Source organism: Antrihabitans spumae (assembly GCF_043944905.1).
GTDB classification, from domain to species: Bacteria; Actinomycetota; Actinomycetes; order Mycobacteriales; family Mycobacteriaceae; genus Antrihabitans; species Antrihabitans spumae.
This window is the reverse complement of the sequence record NZ_JBIMSN010000138.1, coordinates 28942-46543: the sequence shown is the minus strand read 5'-3', so window position 1 is coordinate 46543 and position 17602 is coordinate 28942. Positions and strand designations below refer to the sequence as shown.

Genomic DNA, 17602 nt, shown 5'->3' with positions numbered 1-17602 from the left:
AACTATTCCGGCAGAGCGAATCTGGCACGGCGGACGTCGACTCGCCCGTCGTTGATCGGAACCCCTTCGGCGTCGAGCTTGGCGAGCTGACTGTTCGTCAGATGTGGCGCAGGCCGTCCGCTGGCGCCGATCACGCGGTGCCACGGCAGATCGGCCGAGTCGGTCCGCATGATCCAGCCGACGGTGCGGGCGCTCGACAGACCGGCTGCGGCGGCGAGGTCGCCGTAGGTCACGACGCTGCCTGCGGGAACGGAGGCGACGAGCTCCCGCACCCGTTCGATCTGTGTGTCGGTTGTCGCCACGCTCATTCCGTTCGAAGCAGCGTGCGAACGATATCGGCGACGTCGGCGCCTCTCGCGAGCGGAACCATGTGATCGCAGTCGAATTCGTGGACTGTCAGCGCCGCGCCGAGTCGGTCGACGAGAGCCGATCGGAAAGCTGCCGTCACATAGGGCGGTTGCACCCGCATCGCTTGGACGAGAACGGTCGGCAATCCGGAAGGGGGCAGCACGAAGTCGCGTGTCAGTTCGCTCCAGTAGGTGACCATGGCAGGCGTGGACAGCCGCCACTCGACTCTGCCGTCTCCGGCAGGCACCAGGTGCTCGGCCAGTTCCGCGTCCAGCAGCGCTGGATCGAGCTCGCCCCAGGCCTCGTGAAGCTTCTCCGACCGCGCTTCTGCCGCATCGGTGTAGTCGGAATATGCGGCCGCGGCACCGGCGTTCGCCAGCGCGAGGTCGGGGTCGAGCCCAATCGCCGGGTCGAGTAGAACGAGCCCAGTGACCAACTCCGGACGGCGTGCGGCAAGGTGCGTCGCGACGGCGCCGCCGAACGAGTGACCGACGACGATCGCGGGACCTGCGGCATCGAGCAGCGCGGCAACATCGTCGACCAGGTGCTCGAAGGTCCACGGTGGTTGCCACGGCGAGCGGCCGTGCCCACGGAGATCGGGTGCGATGACCTGTGCCTCGGGCAGGTGCTCGGACGCGAAGTTCGCCCATCGTTTTCCGTGACCGGTGAGACCGTGCAGTGCGAGTACGACGGGACCGTCGTCGGGTCCCCAGTTGTAGACATGCGATTGCGGCACCGGACCAGTTTGCCGCACCACCGCCCGACGCGCTCGTGTCGGACCCCCGTGCTGAAATCGTCACATGGCACAGACAGCGCGAGCGAGCAGACAGACCGTCCGGCTCACCCGTCGCGCGCCCTCCCAAGTGCCCGATCGCACCTGGGAGTTCGACGAACAACGGTTGCTCACTGCGAAAACCGCAGATCGAGGCTGGAATCCGTGGCAGGTACTCGGTGGACCGGGCACCGGTAAGACGGCGCTGCTCACCGACATTGCTGTCCGGCAGATCTCTGCGGGTGTCGATCCCGAGTCGATCCTTGTATTGACGCAGTCTCGTCGCGCTGCGACGGAGGTTCGGTCGGCGATCACGAACGGTTTGCTCGGGCACTCCGAGCAGCTGCGGCCGAGCGCGACGCGGGAGCCGCTGGTGCGAACGGTGCACTCGTACGCATTCGCGGTGCTGCGGCTGCAAGCCGCGGCACATGGCAACCAACCGCCGCGGTTGATGACCAGCGCCGAACAGGACGCCGTGCTTCGGGAAATGCTCCAGGGCGATCTGGAAGATCTCGCGTCGGGCTACGGTCACGACGCGCAGTCGTGGCCGGAGCGGTTGCGTCCGGCGCTTGCCATGGCCGGTTTCGCCGCGGAGTTGCGTGACCTGATGCTGCGGGCGGCCGAACGTGGGCTCGGTCCCGAAGATCTTGTTCGACTCGGCCGCAAGCATTCTCGTCCGGAATGGGTGGCCGCCGGCAAGTTCGCCGCCCGGTACGAACAGGCGACCCTGCTCCGGTGGTCGGTCGGGGTCGAGGCTCCCGAGGCCACCGCACCGGCGCTCGACGCGGCGGAGTTGGTCGGTGCCGCCTTGTCGGCGTTCGCCTCCGACCCGGAATTGCTTGCCAAGGAGCGCTCCCGGATCAGGTACCTGCTGGTCGACGACGCGCATCATCTCGATCCCCAAGCAGCGCAGCTGGTTCGGCTGATCGGCACGGCGACCGAGGTGAGTGCTGTCGCGGGTGATCCCGACCAGGCGATCTTTGCGTTTCGTGGAGCGGACTCCACATTTCTGGTCGACCTCGTCGACAAATCGTCCGACCGGCAGATCGTGCTCGGTACCAACCACCGCAGCTCGGCCCCGATCGCCGAGTTGGTGTCGGCCATTGCCGGAAGGCTGCCAGGTCTGCCGCCGCATCGAGGCGCTGGAGCGGCTCCCGACAGACCGGTCGGCGCAGCGTCCGTGCGAATCCTGGGCACAGTCGCGAAAGAGGCCACGCTTATCGCCGACACGTTTCGTCGAGCGCATCTCGGCGACGGTGTCCCGTGGTCCAAGATGGCGATCATCGTTCGGTCGGTGCCGCTGTCGGTCGCCCCGCTGCGTCGCGCTCTGTCGGCGGCCGGGGTTCCGGTTACGACCGCCGCGTCGGAATTGCCCTTGGCGCGCCAACGTGGCGCCGCGTGGCTGCTGCTCGCGCTGCGTGCGCTGACCTCGAACGACTTCACCGGCGACGACGCAGCGGCGCTGGTATCGAGTCCGGTCGGTGGCGCCGACCCCGTCAGCTTGCGACGATTGCGCAGAGGTCTGCGCCGCGCCGAACTCGAACGCGACGGCGACCGCGAATCGACCGAGTTGCTGCGGGTGCTGATGACGGGAGCGACCGAACATCTGTGGCTGCTCGATCAACTCACCGATGTCGAAGCAGCGCCGTTGCGGCGGGTACTGAAGGTATTGGCTCGCGCTCGCAGCGTTGCCGCCAACAGCCGCAGTGTCGAAGAGGTCGCATGGGCGGCGTGGCAGGCAAGTGGTCTCGAACGTAAATGGACGACCGCATCGTCTCGAGGCGGCGCTGTCGGTGCTCAGGCGGACCGCGACCTCGATGCGGTGGTTGCGCTCTTCGATGCCGCGGCGAACTACGTCGACAGATTGCCTCGCGCTACGCTGGCCGGCTTTGTCGAATATGTTGTGCAGCAGCAAATTCCGGTCGACAGTCGAACTCGGTCGGGGGTGGTTCCCGAGGCCGTGACGATCGTCAGCGCGCACTCGGCAGCGGGCCGCGAATGGGATGTCGTTGCTGTCGCAGGAGTCCAGGAGGGGCTGTGGCCGAGTCTGCGGGCGCGTGGAAGTTTGCTCGGAACCGACGCATTGGTCGAGCTGACATCCGGTATCGGAAGCGCCGGGATCGGGGCTGCGGGCAAACACCTATCCCGCACGGCACCGCTGCTGGCCGAAGAACGTCGCTTGCTGCTTGTCGCCTGCAGCCGTGCGCGCCTGACATTGCTCGTGACTGCGGTCGAATCCGCCTCCGGTGACCGAGATCTGACGCCCTCCCGGTTCATCGACGAACTCGCCGACAGCGGATTCGGCAGCACCGCATCGGCAGACGACGGATCACGCGCCGAAGAGTCCTCGGGCAGGCTCCTCGCACTACCCGCCCTCGTCGCCGAATTGCGCAGCGTCGTATGCGATCCCGACGTCGCCGCGCACGACCCCGACAAGCACGCACGGGCAGCAACACAGCTCGCCAGACTCGCCGAGGCCGGCGTGAAATTCGCGGACCCCCAACACTGGTACGGCGTCGCCGAACCGACAACGGATCAAGCCTTGTGGTCGCTCGACGACGGACCTGTTTCGCTGTCGCCCTCGACGGTCGAACTACTGCGCGCCTGCCCGTTGCGGTGGGCGCTCGAACGGCACGGCGGCACCGACGGCGAGAACACACGCGCGATCGCAGGCACGCTGGTACACACCCTCGTGCAGGCCGTCGCAGGCAAAATTCCGCCCGAAGACGTGCAGCGCGCCCTCGAAAAGGCATGGCAGTCGCTGGATCTCGGATCGGACTGGTACTCGCGGCAGGAACTGCGCCGAACCTCGCAGATGTTGGAAAACTTCTCCGTCTGGTTGGCTAATTCACGGCTCGAACTCACCGAGGCTGCCGTGGAGGTCGGGGTCGATTGTGTGCTGCCGCCGCGCGATGACGACGATCCAGCGGTCCGCCTAAGGGGCCGGATCGACCGACTCGAACACGATCCCGACGGACGTCCGGTCATCATCGACGTCAAGACCGGAAAGGTGCCGGTCAGTAAGCACGAAGCACAACGGCACGCACAGCTTGCGACGTATCAGGTCGCCGCAGCCGAAGGTGGCATCGAAGGCGAACCAGCGGCAGAACCCGGTGGTGGCCGATTGGTTTTCGTCGCTAAGTCGCACAACAAGGACGGTGCGGCACAACGGTTGCAGCCCGCACTCGATCAGGAGGCACTCGACCAATGGCGCGACACCATTCATGACGCTGCAGCGGCGACCAAGGGACCCGAATTTCTCGCGATCGTCAACGACGGGTGTCGCCATTGCCCGGTCTCGACCAGTTGCCCCGCCCAAGACGGCGGTCGGGCGGTGACCGGCTGATGGCGACTCGCAAGATGTCGAACCTGGTGAGTCCGGAGGTCGTTGCCGACGCACTTGGACTGCCTAGGCCGACAGCCGAACAGTCCGCCGTCATCTCGGCACCGTTGGGACCGACGCTCGTCATCGCCGGTGCGGGCGCGGGCAAGACCGAAACGATGGCCGCCCGGGTCGTGTGGATGGTCGCAAATCGGTTGGTCGCTCCGGATCAGGTGCTCGGGCTCACGTTCACCAGAAAGGCCGCTCAGCAGCTGACGAGTCGAATCCGAACCCGTCTGCTGCGGCTCGCCGGTGCGCCCCTACTACGGGAATTGGACCCGTCCGGCGAATTGCGGACGACCATTCTCAGCGGCGATCCGGAGGTGAGCACGTACCACTCCTACGCTGGGCGATTGCTTGCCGAACACGGCCTGCTGCTGCCGATCGAGCCGTCGGCGACCCTGCTGACCCAGACGCAGTATTGGCAGCTCGCCTACCGCGCGGTCTGTGCGTGGGACGGCGAACTCGACACCGATCGCGGACCCGCCGGCGTGACCGAGGCCGTCCTCGCCCTGTCCGGGCAGCTTGCCGAGCACATGGTGGAGGCCGACGACCTGCGCGAGGCACACACCGAACTCGAAAAGCTGGTTCACACGCTGCCCGCAGGTCCGCGCCAGCGTGGCGGGCCGTCACGCGAGCTGCTCGGCATACTCGAAACGCAGGAGGAGCGAACCGAATTGCTGCCGCTCGTCGAGCGGGTCGCAGCCGAGCAACGTCGTCGTGGCGCACTCGATTTCGGTGCGCAGATGGCACTTGCCGCCAGGGTCGCTGCGGAGCACCCCGATGTCGGGCGGTCGGAACGGCAGCGCTTCAGATTGGTGCTGCTCGACGAGTATCAGGACACCGGTCATTCGCAACGAGTGTTGTTGTCTGCGTTGTTCGGCGGCGGTGAGGAACGCAGCCTTGCGGTAACGGCGGTCGGCGATCCGATGCAGTCGATCTACGGTTGGCGAGGTGCCTCGGCGGCGAATCTGCCGCGCTTCGCGACCGACTTTCCGCGCGCACCAGGCAAACCCGCGCGCACCCTGCCCCTGTCGACGAGTTGGCGCAACCCACCGGAGGCGCTCGGCATTGCAAATCTTGTCGCGGAGCCGTTGCGCTACAAGGGAGTTCCGGTTGCGGAGTTACGCGCGCGACCCAATGCGGGTGCAGGTGATATCAGGCTCGCGCTGACGGACACCGTCGAATCGGAGCGGGTCTGGATTGCCGAGCAGATTGCACGCGAGTACACGAACGCGCTCGAGGCCGGTGTTGCTCCGCCGACCGCCGCCGTCCTTGTTCGACGCAACGCGGATACGGCACCTCTCGCGGAAGCGTTGCGAGACAAAGGCCTTCCCGTCGAGATCGTCGGACTCGGCGGTCTGCTGTCGACACCCGAAGTAGCGGACGTCGTTGCGATGCTTCGGCTGATCGCCGAACCGTCGGCGGGTAGCGCGGCTGTGCGAATCCTCACGGGAGCGCGGTGGCGCCTCGGCGTCGCGGACCTGCGCGCGCTGTATCGCCGTGCAGGCGAACTGTCCATCCGCCACGGGAGAGCAGGCTCGACCGTCACGGACACGGCCGAACTGCACGACGCGCTCGGTGCGACGCTGCCGGGTGAACAGGCCGACGACGCCGGACTCGCCGATGCCATCTCCGATCCGGGCAGGCCGGAACGTTACTCGCAGGCGGGCTTCGACCGGATCAGCTCCCTGGCAAAGGAATTGGCGTCGCTGCGCGAGCGGATCGGACAACCGATACCCGAGCTCGTCGCCGAAACCGAACGTGTGATCGGTATCGGGGTCGAGGCACAGGCCCGCCGGAGCGCACACGGCGTCGGGGTAGGTCGCGAACACCTGGATGCATTCGCCGACGTCGTGTCCGGTTACTCGAACGATCCGACGGCCACAGTCGGCGGTCTCCTGACCTTCTTGGCTGCCGCAGAGTCGGTCGAGAACGGTTTGGAGCCGGGCGAAGTCGAGGTCGCGCCCGACCGCGTGCAGATTCTCACGGTGCATTCGGCCAAGGGTCTCGAATGGGAAGTTGTTGCCGTGCCGCATGTCGTCGCCCGGGTGTTCCCGTCGTCGACGGCGTCGGGCACGTGGCTCGGCGCGGTGGGGGAGTTGCCTCCTGCATTGCGTGGGGATCGAGCAATGGACGGCGAAGGCGCGGACGGCGTACCCGTTCTCGACCTCGACGACGTCAACGATCGCGCCGCACTGGAGCAGGCGATCAAACGGCACAAGGAGGCCCTCGCTCGACGAAAGCTGGAGGAAGATCGCCGGCTCTTCTACGTAGCGGTGACGAGAACCGAACGGGCCCTGTATGTCTCAGGGCACCACTGGGCGCAGACCGGCACCGAGCCGAAGGGCCCGTCGGAGTTCCTCGACGAGCTGGCCGCGGCGGTCAGCGGCAACGGCTACGGCATCATCGACCGCTGGGATCCGGCTCCGGATGCGGGCAGTACCAATCCGCTGACCGACAAGCCGACGTCGGCCGGGTGGCCGCGAGATCCGCTCGGTGCTCGCCGTGCTGCGGTACTCGGCGGTCGAGATGCGGTGCGAGCAGCGCGGATTCACCTGGAATCGACCCGTAACGAGGTCGTCGAAGCGCCCGATTCCGACCCCGACGTGGCTGGCAACGAATCGCCGATAGCTGCGATTTTCGACCCCGAGAACTGGGCCGCCGACGTCGACGCATTACTCGCCGAGCGGGCCAGTGGATCCGGGGACGCGGAAGTGGCTCTACCCGTGCAGCTTTCGGTGAGCCAGTTGGTCGAGCTGAAGGCCGATCCCGACGAGCTCGCCGCTCGTCTGCGACGTCCGTTGCCCTTCCCCCCGAATCCGCTGGCCAGACGCGGTACCGCCTTCCATGCCTGGGTGGAGCGCAGATTCGGTGCGACACGGCTCCTCGATCTCGACGAGCTCCCCGGTGCCGCGGATACCGGTGCGAGCGCCGATTCCGAACTCGCCAGGCTTCAGGAGAAGTTCCTCGCTTCGGTGTGGGCGGACCGCAGCCCGATCGAGGTGGAGGTGCCGTTCGAGATATCGGTCGCGGGAACGGTCGTTCGGGGTCGAATCGATGCGATCTTCGGTGACAGGGACGGCGGCTGGACCGTCGTCGACTGGAAGACCGGAGCCGAGCCGTCGGTTGCGGAGGAGGCCACGGTCGCAGTTCAGCTCGCCGCGTACCGATTGGCCTGGGCGCGTTTGGTTTCCGCACGCTCAGGTGAGTCCGAGGCACAGGTCCTGCAGAAGGTCCGTGCTGCGTTCCACTACGTCCGTGCGAATCGGACCATCGCGCCGCGCGACCTGCCGGACGCGAACGACCTGCACCAGCTCATCGAATCGGCAGGCCGCTCGGGTCAGGAGGTCGATCGCGACATTGCGTGATCCGAACCCTTCACGCCTCTCGGCGTGCCTTCAGGGACTGGGTAACGAGGGGTATTTGCAGGGGGAGCCGCGCAATTGCGCCGAGTTTCAAGGGAAGCGGGATCTTCTCGTTGCGCCACCAGTCGGCGGCCATCTGCACGTTGGCGGGAAACACTGCGATGAACAGCAATGCGGCCATGCCGCTGGCAAGACGTCGAGTTTTGGGAACCACGACGCCGACGCCGAGAGCGATCTCGGCGACACCGGACACGTAGGTGTACGTGCGAGCCTCGCCTGGTAGCACCGGGGGAACCATGACGTCGTAGAACTTCGGAAGGACGAAGTGTGTTGTGCCCGCGCCGAGGAGAATCACGGCGAGTCGCGTTGCCGCCGCTTGGCTGCGGCGCGCAGGCGCGGCGTGTGCTGCTGAGGTCATCTGCCCACAATGCCTGACCGCTGCTTGCACTGCGCGCGCTGACCCCGGCTGGTGGCAATTTGACGGCCACCGACTCGCGAGGGCGAATTCGAGGCTAGGCTGCCAGCCGATGTCGATCTTCGCCGACACGACGACAGACGAAGGGTGTGAACGATGCCGAGCAGACTGCGGTTGCGCGCGCCCGAAGCATTGACCGATCGGCCCGACTTTGCGTTGGTAGGAATTCTGCGGATCCCAGAGGGCGCAACGAGTCCCTGGGTGGCCATCAGTCGACGCGTTGTGCTCGCTTTCGGCCTGCTGTTCCTCGCGGCAACCATCGTGTATCTGGATCGCGACGGCTATCGCGACTCCCAAGAGGATGGGTTGTCCTACCTCGACGCCCTCTATTACGCGACCGTGTCGTTGTCGACCACCGGTTACGGCGACATCACTCCGCTCACTCCGTCTGCGCGCCTGATCAACATCCTGGTCATCACGCCGCTGCGGATCTTCTTCCTGATCTTGCTGGTCGGCACGACGCTCGCTGTGCTCACCGAGAGATCCCGCCAAGCTTTCAAGATTCAACGATGGAGGCGCAGCGTGCGCAATCACACGGTCGTCATCGGCTACGGCACGAAAGGTCGCACCGCCGTCGACGCGATGCTCGGCGATGGTGTCTCTCCGTCCGACATCGTCGTCGTCGATACCGATGCCGGCATGCTGGAGGCAGCGTCCGGACTGGGTCTTGTGACCGTGCACGGTTCGGCAACGAAATCGGATGTACTCCGGTTGGCGGGTGCCCAGCATGCTTCGTCGATCGTCGTAGCTGCGAATCGCGACGACACCGCTGTCCTCGTCACGCTCACCGCTCGCGAGATCTCGCCGAAGGCAAAAATCGTCGTTGCCATTCGTGAGGCGGAGAACACGCACCTGGTGCGTCAGTCCGGCGCCGATTCGGTGGTCGTCTCCTCGGAAACTGCGGGCCGTCTGCTCGGTATCGCAACGACCACACCGAGCGTCGTCGAGATGATCGAAGACCTGCTGACCCCCGAAGAAGGTTTCGCGATTGCCGAGCGCGACGTCGAACCGCAGGAGATCGGCGGCTCGCCACGGCATCTCGGCGACATCGTGCTCGGTGTGGTGCGCGGCGGCCAACTCGTTCGAGTCGGCGAAGAAGAGGTCGATGCGCTCGAGGACGGCGACAAACTGCTCTACGTTCGACGCGTGAAGGGCTGATCCCGGCTCGACGTTCGAGGCGTGGCAGGTGACGCTAGGCTCGGTGGAGTGGCCAACTTCGAGCTGTCCGAGATTCCGCTACTGTCCCGTTCGACACTCGATCGCGCCGAGCACTTACGGTCCGATTCACAGGCACTGACGCAGGGCTGGTCGGATGCAGCGTTGCTGCGTGTCACCCGTGGTGGTCAGGTGCGAGTCGTCGACAAGCAGCTTGTGCTCGACGAAGCGCTGGATCTCGGTACGGAACCGCCCGCCGACGCGGTTTTTCTCGGTGTGGACAACGGCAGACACGTGTGGGCCGTCTATACGAAAGAGCTGGTCGGCGAGCTCGCGGACCTGCGGATGGTCGGTGCGGTCCTCGACGACACGAGTGCAGGCATGCTGACGACCGCCGTCGCATTGCTCAACTGGCACAACAAGGCTCGGTTCAGCTCGATCGACGGCAGCCCGACGAAGCCCGCCAACGCCGGCTGGTCACGCGTCAGCGAATCGAGTGGTCACGAAGAGTTCCCGCGGTCGGATCCGGCGGTCATCTGCTTGGTCCACGATGGTGCCGACCGCGTTCTGCTTGCTCGTCAAACGGTGTGGCCGTCGACGATGTTCTCGATCCTTGCGGGGTTCGTCGAGGCGGGGGAGTCGTTGGAGACGTGCGTCGTGCGGGAGATCCGGGAAGAGGTCGGTCTCGACGTCACCGATGTTCGGTATCTCGGCAGCCAGCCATGGCCGTTCCCTCGATCGCTCATGATCGGATTCGCAGCAATCGGCGATCCCGATCAGGCGCTTGCCTTTTCCGACGGCGAGATTGCCGAGGCCCACTGGTTCACCCGTGCCGAAGTACGGGAAGCGCTGGCCGCGGGCGATTGGACGTCGTCCGCGGGTGTGCGCCTCTTGTTACCAGGCTCGATTTCGATAGCTCGGGGCATCGTCACAGCGTGGGCGGCGAGCGACTAGGCCAGAGCTGAGATTGCCTGCTTGACCGCTGCGAGCGACGGATTGGTTGCTGTGCTGCCGTCAGCGAATTTCACGGTGGGGACGACGTGGTTGCCCCCGTTGACGCTGCCGACGAAGTCGGCTGCTTCCTGATCCTGCTCGATGTCGACCTCGACATAGCTGATGCCCGCTTCTTTCAGCTGGGTCTTCAGGCGGCGGCAGTACCCACACCACGTGGTGGAGTACATCGTCAATTCAGGCGCGGTAGCAGTCACGGCCCGTACAACGTCGGGTCGGTCTTCGATGTTCCCGATCGGGCGGGCCGAGGTTTCGACCGCGCAGCCGGGGCGGCACACATGTCGGACGGTCCTGCAATGATGGTCGCCATGCCGAGAGAAGCGATCGTTGCCGGGCTCGATCCGGAGCAGTCGGCTGCCGTCCTCGCCCCTCGCGGACCTGTGTGTGTACTTGCGGGTGCAGGCACTGGCAAGACTCGGACGATTACGCACCGCATTTCACATCTTGTGTCGACCGGTCACGTCTCCGCGGGCCAGGTGCTTGCGGTCACCTTCACGGCCCGAGCGGCCGGGGAGATGCGCGGCAGGCTTCGCGCGCTCGGTATCGGCGGCGCAGCGACGCAGGTGCAGGCGAGAACTTTTCACGCTGCCGCACTACGGCAGTTGCGCTACTTCTGGCCGCAAGTCGTCGGCGATGTCCAGTGGCAGTTGCTCGATCGCAAGTTCGGTCTGGTCGGGCAGGCGGCCAATCGGGTCGGAGTGTCGACCTCGACCGAAAGCGTGCGAGATCTCGCAGGCGAAATCGAATGGGCGAAGGCGTCGTTGATCGCGCCCGAGGACTACCCGTCTGCGGTCGCTCGATTACGTCGCGAGATACCGACCGACGCCGCCAAGATCGCTGCCGTCTACGAAGGCTACGAGTCGTCGAAGGTCAGCAACGACGGTGTGATGCTCGATTTCGACGATCTACTACTGCACACAGCAGCGGCGCTGGAGGAGAACGCGGCCGTCGCCGACGAGTTCCGCGATCGGTACCGCTGCTTCGTCGTCGACGAGTATCAGGACGTCACGCCGCTGCAGCAGCGCGTACTCGATGCCTGGCTCGGCGACCGCGACGACCTCACCGTCGTCGGCGACGCCAACCAGACGATCTATTCCTTCACGGGTGCGACGCCGAAGTACCTGCTCGATTTCTCTCGCCGCTTTCCCGAATCGACGGTTGTACGACTGGAACGGGACTACCGGTCGACGCCGGAGGTCGTGTCGCTGGCGAACAGGGTGATCGGGGCCGCCCGCGGTCGAATCGCTGGTACTCGTTTGCAACTGATCGGCCAGCGCCCACCGGGTCCCGATCCGACCTTCGCCGAGTTCGACGACGAACCTGCCGAGGCTGCGGGCGTCGCACGGTCGATCAAGAGGTTGATCGCCAAGGGTGTGCCGCCTGCCGAAATCGCTGTGCTGTATCGGATCAATGCCCAATCGGAGGTGCACGAGCAAGCACTGACCGAACTGGACATCGCTTTCCAGGTGCGCGGTGGCGAAGGGTTCTTCACCCGCTCCGAGGTTCGCCAGGCGGTGAGTGCGCTCAGGCAGGCGGCCGGCCGTGACGACTTGCCGGCCGAGGCAGTCGGTAACGCCTTGGTGTCGGTCGTGCGTGCGGTGCTGGCGCCGCTCGGTCTCACCGCTGCCGAGCCGACCGGTGCGCAAGCGCGCGAACGATGGACATCGCTGACTGCGCTCGTGCAGCTCACGGAAGAACTGACTGCCCACGACGACCAACTCGACCTCGCAGGCCTGCTACGTGAGCTCACCGCGCGCGCTGAAGCACGGCACCCACCGTCGGTACAGGGCGTGACGCTCGCATCGCTGCACGCGGCGAAGGGGCTGGAATGGACTGCGGTGTTCCTCGTCGGGCTGTGCGACGGCACACTGCCGATCGCTCACGTCCTCGGCGATGGTGGCGCTGCGGACGACGAAGCCGCATTGGAAGAGGAGCGGCGCCTGCTCTACGTCGGAGTGACGCGCGCTCGCGAGCACCTGCAGCTGTCGTGGGCGCTCGCTCGCAACGAGGGTGGACGCAAGTCTCGTCGTCGCTCCCGCTTCCTGAACGGTTTGATTCCGGACGACTCACCTGCCGCACGCATCGCACCGCAAGCGTCGTCGCACAACAAGAAGCGACCACGTTGCCGAGTGTGCGGTAAACCGCTCGCCGGAGCGGGCGCGACGATGCTCGGCCGATGCGACGAGTGCCCGTCCAACATCGACATGGAATTGCTCGACGCACTGAAGGCATGGCGTCTGGACAAGTCCCGAGAGCTCAGCGTTCCGGCCTTCGTCGTCTTCACCGACAACACGTTGACGGCGATCGCCGAGCAGCAGCCGCAGGACAATCGTGCTCTAGTCGCGATACCGGGAATCGGCGCCAAGAAGCTCGAACGGTTCGGTCCCGACGTTCTCGCTGTGGTTCGAGGCGAGAAACCGCTTGCGGCAGAAGTTACATAACCGCAGGTCAAAAATAAGTTGTGCAATCTTGGAAGCATTGTTTACTGTAGTAATCACACCTGAGCACGACGCTCGTGTGCGTACGAAGGACATACAGACCTAACCCGAAGGAGGTGGCGAGGAAAATGGGTAATTCACAGCTCGGCGTGACGAAAACCGCTGGCATGAACCATGCATTGCTCGCCGCCCGTGGGACAGCTCTGTGCACCGCAGCTATCGATCCCATCGTCGGTTGGTCCGCCAAGCAAGGCGAAGCAGCCGCTATGGCAGCGGCAGCACCGCACGCAGCAGCTCCGCAGGCATTCCGCCTTCGCTACGCACCACGCGCATCCGTGATCAGAGGCTCGATCCGAAGTCCACTTCGGTAGACAGCTTCAGCGCACTTCTCGGCCACGGATCGCATACGCGAATCGTGGCCTTTTTCTTAGGACATCCAGGTCCTTGGCTCTCGGCACCGGTTCGCATCTCGAGACAGAACTTCGAACCCAGCATCCACAAAATGCCGCACGAGAGCTAAGGAGAACGACGTGTCTACCGCGACAATCCGGACGACATGCCGAGTAGAAATCGAAAGCCGTGTCGTCACAAGCGAATACGCAGCCTTCGGTGCGAACGACGTTGCGGCCCAGCCTCGCTTGGACGAGCTGCCGTGTCGGGTAGCCGACCCGGACCTCTGGTTCGCCGACAGCCCCGCACAGCTCGAGGAGGCGAAGGCGCTCTGCGTCGACTGCCCGATTCGGAAGCAGTGCCTCAGCGCAGCTCTCGACCGCGCCGAGCCGTGGGGTGTGTGGGGCGGCGAGATCTTCGATCAGGGTGCCGTCATCGCACGCAAGCGGCCGCGTGGCCGCCCTCGCAAGATTGCGTGACGATCCGAAAGAGCTCTACCCGCCCGCGGGTAGGGCTCTTTCGTCGTCTTCGGTGAACCCGGGAAGCCAATCGGCCAGAATCCGCATGTACGGGGCTTCGGCATCGAGTTGCGCGCCGATGCCGACACCGCCGAGCAGAACGCGGAAGATCATCAGGTACTCGGGCGGGAGATTCAGCGAACGTGCGGTCTTGAACTGTGAACCGTTGAAATCCGCCGCCGTGCCCGCAACCTTCTGCAGCCACGAGCGCGTGAAATGAAACGATTCGGTCTTGATGGGATCCGTGAAAGGCCTTAGGTACTCGTCGATTTCGCGATCGGTGACCGTGCGGCCCGGGATGACGAAATTGTTGTCGTACAGCAGCTGAGTCAGTTCGTCGAACCGTTCCTCCGATGCGAGACGAACCATCCGGCCGAGCGCGAACGGCAAACCCTTGGGCAGCGGCGCGCACGCTCCGAAGTCGATCACACCGAGACGGCCGTCGTCGAGCAACATGAAGTTGCCCGGGTGCGGATCGCAGTGGAGTAGTCCGACCCGAGTCGGTGAGGAGAATGCGAAGAGTGCGAACAATTCGCCAGCGCGATTACGTTGTTCGACAGTGCCTTTCGAGATGATCGTCGACAGTGGAGTTGCGGTCATCCATTCGGTCACGACGACCTTCGGCGCACTCGCGACAACCTTCGGGATTGCGAAATCGGGATCGCCATCGAACTCTTTGGCAAACGCGCGCTGATTGGAAGCCTCGATGCGGTAGTCGAGTTCCTCCTCCATACGCTCGGTGAGTTCGGCGAGCACTGGCTTGACGTCGGTGCCGGGCATCATCGACGCCATCATCGACGCGAAACGAGACAATGTCTTGAGGTCTGCGCGGAGAGCCTCGTCGGCTCCCGGGTACTGAACCTTGACGGCGACGTCGCGACCGTCTGCCCACACGGCGCGATGGACCTGTCCGATACTTGCCGATGCGGTCGGGGTGTCGTCGAACGATACGAACCGTTCGCGCCACTTCGTGCCGAGCTGTTGATCGAGGACTCGGTGCACCGACTTCGCAGGCAACGGTGGTGCCGCCGCTTGCAGTTTTGTGAGTGCTTCGCGGTATGGCTCGGCGTACTCGTCCGGGATCGCGGCTTCCATGACGCTCAGGGCCTGCCCGAACTTCATCGCGCCGCCCTTGAGTTCGCCGAGAACTTTGAACAACTGATCGGCAGCCTTGGCGGAAAGCTCGGCATTGATTTCGCCACGATCGCCACCCGCGAGCTTCTTGCCGTACCCCACGGCGGCTCGACCCGCGATGCCTAGAGGGATGCTGGCGAGCCTTCGGGTGCGCGTCGAACTCTTGCGCGGAATGTCGGACACCTTCCCATCATGGCTGACCAAGCGCCCGCTCGGCCACCGGGTGTGCCGTTTGCCAGCATTCGCACAGATTGTGACGGGGCCAACGCCGGATGTTTGCCTGGTGTGTCGCGAGGTCGAGTTCCAGCGTGGCGTCGATGCTCGCGGGCAGTTCGCGCGGATGATTCGTCAGAATTGCCTCCAGCTGACCGAGTGCAATCGCGGCTGTTGCCAGCACGGCTGCCGTGCTTGCTCTGCCCACTCGCCCGAGCATCTGTGCCGACAGGTGCGGCCATTCGTTGTCTCGGGCGCAGCGAATGAGGTCTGCGCAGCGCAAACAGCTCGTCTGCCCCGGCACGACAAGTGGGCCGACGATGCCTTTGCCATCGCGAATGCGGACCTGAAGGTGTGGAATGCGGTTGTCGACGAGAGTGCTCACCAGCTGGGGATCTGCAACCAGGTCGTCGGCGAGAACGACGAAATCGACTCGCCACTTTGCGACGTCGTAGCTGACCGTGTTGCCCGACCGGCTCACTCGGACAGCATTGCCAGTCAAGCTGTCGTACAGCGCGTCCGACAACGGACCCCGACCATGGATCCGAATCGCTCTGACAGGCGGCGCGGCCGTCTCGGTTTCGTCGAGCAGACCGACGTCGTCGAGTTCGGCGAGGATTGCCGACATGTCGGCAGGCGCAATGCCGTTCTCGCACGCGCGCCACATGAACTGAGGTCGGGTCACCGTGCCGTCCAGGGCGCGAAGCAACGTGGCGAGGGTCGCCGGGGTGACACCGTCGGGCGGGGTCAGCAGCAGCGCGGACTCGGGGTCCCAGCCGAGCTGCACGCTCGCCCGACGTTGCAGGATGGTCAATCGCGGATCGAGTACGAGGTTGCCGCGGCGGTGCAGTGCCCGGCGGTGCGCGGAATCGGAAACCTGAGAAGACGGCATGGGAGCGAGTATGCGGTGGCGGCGTGTTCCTCAGGCCCTCGCAGAGCGCAGTTATCCCCAGGCGCGGTAGTTATCCACAGGCCCGACTCGCTGCGCGACTATGCCGAGTCGTCCTTCGGCTGCTCGCCCTTCTCGGCGCGTTCGCGCGCTTCGGTCTCCTCGAGCTGCGCCATCGGATCGTCGAATGCGGTCGCCTCGCCGCCGGTCAGGCGCTCGATGAATCCGGTCGGGTTGTCGACGTCCGCAGAGTCGGGCAGCAGGTCGGGGTGGGCCCACACGCCATCGCGAACGTCCGCACCGGCTTCGTCGGTGAGCCTGCGCCACAGCGTCGCCGCTTCGCGCACCTTTCGGGGTCGCAGTTCGAGCCCGACCAGGGTGGCGAAGGTCTGTTCGGCGGGTCCGCCTGTTGCACGACGTCGGCGTAGTGTCTCGCTGAGCGCGGCCGCACCGGGCAAGCGGTCACCGACCGCGTCTGCGACGACCGTCTCCACCCAGCCTTCGATCAACGCGAGCAGGGTTTCGAGGCGTTCGAGAGCTTGCTTCTGTTCCGGCGTCGTCTGCGGTTCGAAAGCACCCTGCTGCAGGATCTCTTCGATCTTCGACGGGTCCATCAGTGCGGCCGGATCGATGCCCGCGGCAGCCTGTTCGATCGCGGAGAAGTCCATCCGGATACCGCGTGCGTAGTCCTCGACGGTGCCGAGGACACGCTGCCGCAGCCAGGAGACGTGATGGAACAGTCGCTGGTGAGCGGCTTCACGAGCTGCGAGGAAGACGAGAATTTCTTGTTCGGGCTGTTCGAGACCTTCGCTGAATGCCGCGATCGCCTCAGGAAGGAGAGCGGCGGTCCCGGTGGGGCCCAAGGGAAGTCCGATGTCGGTCGACGTCAGAACTTCCTTGGCGAGCTGACCGAGCGCCTGACCCAACTGCGACCCGAAGGCCAGACCGCCCATCTGGCCGAGCATCCCGATCATCGGCCCGACGACCTGCTGCGCCTCGGGAGGCAGGCTTGCGGTCCACATGCCCGAGATCTGCTGCGCGACCGGATCGCATAGCCGCTTCCAGGTGTCGAGGGTGTTTTCGAGCCAATCGTTGGGTGTCCACCCGACCGTCTTGGCAGCGCCCGCAGGCAGCGTTGTTGCTCCGTCGAGCCATAGTTCGGCGAGGTGGGCAGCATCGGCAACGGCTTTGGTGGTGCCGGCCGACACCGGTTTGAAGTTCCCGAGTTGCTGGCGGGCCAGTTGCTTCGCCACGTCGTAGTTGACGGGACCGGCGGACGCGCCCGGACCCGCGCCGGCTCCCATGTTGCTCAGCATTGCGCCGAACTGGGACAGCATCTGACCGAGCTGCGCGGGATCGAACCCTTCGAGGCCGAAACCGAACGGGTCCGACGCGCCCTGACCACCGTCGGAACCTTCCCTGCCTTCTTTTCGGTTCCTATCTTTGTCCGGGTCGTTTGGATTCGAAAAGCCGAACGGCACATCGCTCATATCTCAACGGTACAAGGCT

14 protein-coding genes are annotated in these 17602 nt (G+C 65.2%); 7 read left to right on the top strand and 7 right to left on the bottom strand.

Annotated elements, in window-relative coordinates:
- Positions 1 to 2: 2 nt before the first annotated feature.
- Entirely contained in the window at positions 3 to 302 is a 300-nt protein-coding gene (locus ACHIRB_RS26870; protein WP_395117115.1) for an MGMT family protein, read from the bottom strand.
- A 2-nt stretch (positions 303 to 304) separates the two neighbouring features.
- Entirely contained in the window at positions 305 to 1084 is a 780-nt protein-coding gene (locus tag ACHIRB_RS26865) for an alpha/beta hydrolase (RefSeq protein WP_395123199.1), read from the bottom strand.
- 64 nt (positions 1085 to 1148) lie between these two features.
- Between ACHIRB_RS26865 and ACHIRB_RS26860 the strand changes: the two genes are divergently transcribed.
- Both ACHIRB_RS26860 and ACHIRB_RS26855 read left to right on the top strand, forming a co-directional pair.
- On the top strand, positions 1149 to 4466 hold the full coding sequence (locus ACHIRB_RS26860) for an ATP-dependent helicase (RefSeq protein ID WP_395117119.1): 3318 nt from the start codon (positions 1149 to 1151) through the stop codon (positions 4464 to 4466).
- 14 nt (positions 4467 to 4480) lie between these two features.
- Positions 4481 to 7873: an ATP-dependent helicase gene (locus tag ACHIRB_RS26855; RefSeq protein WP_395117164.1), complete on the top strand. Its 3393-nt coding sequence runs from the start codon at positions 4481 to 4483 to the stop codon at positions 7871 to 7873.
- 10 nt (positions 7874 to 7883) lie between these two features.
- Here ACHIRB_RS26855 and ACHIRB_RS26850 read toward each other — a convergent pair whose 3' ends face one another.
- Positions 7884 to 8288, bottom strand: a complete 405-nt coding sequence (locus ACHIRB_RS26850; protein WP_395123200.1) for a DoxX family protein — start codon at positions 8286 to 8288, stop codon at positions 7884 to 7886.
- 153 nt (positions 8289 to 8441) lie between these two features.
- On the opposite strand from ACHIRB_RS26850, the gene ACHIRB_RS26845 reads away from it, so the two are divergent.
- Together ACHIRB_RS26845 and nudC are read left to right on the top strand one after the other, a co-directional pair.
- Positions 8442 to 9503 carry a potassium channel family protein gene (locus tag ACHIRB_RS26845; protein WP_395117121.1) on the top strand — a complete coding sequence of 354 codons (1062 nt, stop codon included), beginning with the start codon at positions 8442 to 8444 and terminating at the stop codon, positions 9501 to 9503.
- Positions 9504 to 9551: 48 nt separating this feature from the next.
- Positions 9552 to 10454 (top strand): NAD(+) diphosphatase, encoded by a 903-nt coding sequence (nudC, locus tag ACHIRB_RS26840; RefSeq protein WP_395123201.1) that lies wholly within the window; start codon positions 9552 to 9554, stop codon positions 10452 to 10454.
- On the opposite strand, the gene ACHIRB_RS26835 is transcribed toward nudC, so the two are convergent.
- Complete coding sequence (locus tag ACHIRB_RS26835) at positions 10451 to 10708, bottom strand: mycoredoxin (RefSeq protein WP_395117125.1); 258 nt, start codon at positions 10706 to 10708, stop codon at positions 10451 to 10453. The two genes, nudC and ACHIRB_RS26835, sit on opposite strands and share 4 nt — an antisense overlap.
- Before the next feature lie 81 nt (positions 10709 to 10789).
- On the opposite strand from ACHIRB_RS26835, the gene ACHIRB_RS26830 reads away from it, so the two are divergent.
- From ACHIRB_RS26830 to ACHIRB_RS26820, 3 genes are all read left to right on the top strand, one after another.
- Entirely contained in the window at positions 10790 to 12952 is a 2163-nt protein-coding gene (locus ACHIRB_RS26830) for an ATP-dependent DNA helicase UvrD2 (RefSeq protein ID WP_395117127.1), read from the top strand.
- 125 nt (positions 12953 to 13077) lie between these two features.
- Complete coding sequence (locus tag ACHIRB_RS26825) at positions 13078 to 13320, top strand: hypothetical protein (protein ID WP_395117129.1); 243 nt, start codon at positions 13078 to 13080, stop codon at positions 13318 to 13320.
- A 198-nt stretch (positions 13321 to 13518) separates the two neighbouring features.
- Positions 13519 to 13818, top strand: coding sequence for a WhiB family transcriptional regulator (locus ACHIRB_RS26820; RefSeq protein ID WP_395117166.1), 300 nt, complete (start codon positions 13519 to 13521; stop codon positions 13816 to 13818).
- A gap of 15 nt (positions 13819 to 13833) precedes the next feature.
- Here the strand turns inward: ACHIRB_RS26820 and ACHIRB_RS26815 are convergent, their stop codons facing one another.
- The 3 genes from ACHIRB_RS26815 to ACHIRB_RS26805 form a co-directional block, all read right to left on the bottom strand.
- Positions 13834 to 15174 carry an ABC1 kinase family protein gene (locus ACHIRB_RS26815; RefSeq protein WP_395117131.1) on the bottom strand — a complete coding sequence of 447 codons (1341 nt, stop codon included), beginning with the start codon at positions 15172 to 15174 and terminating at the stop codon, positions 13834 to 13836.
- Positions 15175 to 15181: 7 nt separating this feature from the next.
- Positions 15182 to 16096 (bottom strand): hypothetical protein, encoded by a 915-nt coding sequence (locus ACHIRB_RS26810; RefSeq protein ID WP_395117133.1) that lies wholly within the window; start codon positions 16094 to 16096, stop codon positions 15182 to 15184.
- Between the two features lie 98 nt (positions 16097 to 16194).
- Entirely contained in the window at positions 16195 to 17583 is a 1389-nt protein-coding gene (locus tag ACHIRB_RS26805; protein WP_395117135.1) for a zinc-dependent metalloprotease, read from the bottom strand.
- Between the last annotated feature and the right edge of the window lie 19 nt (positions 17584 to 17602).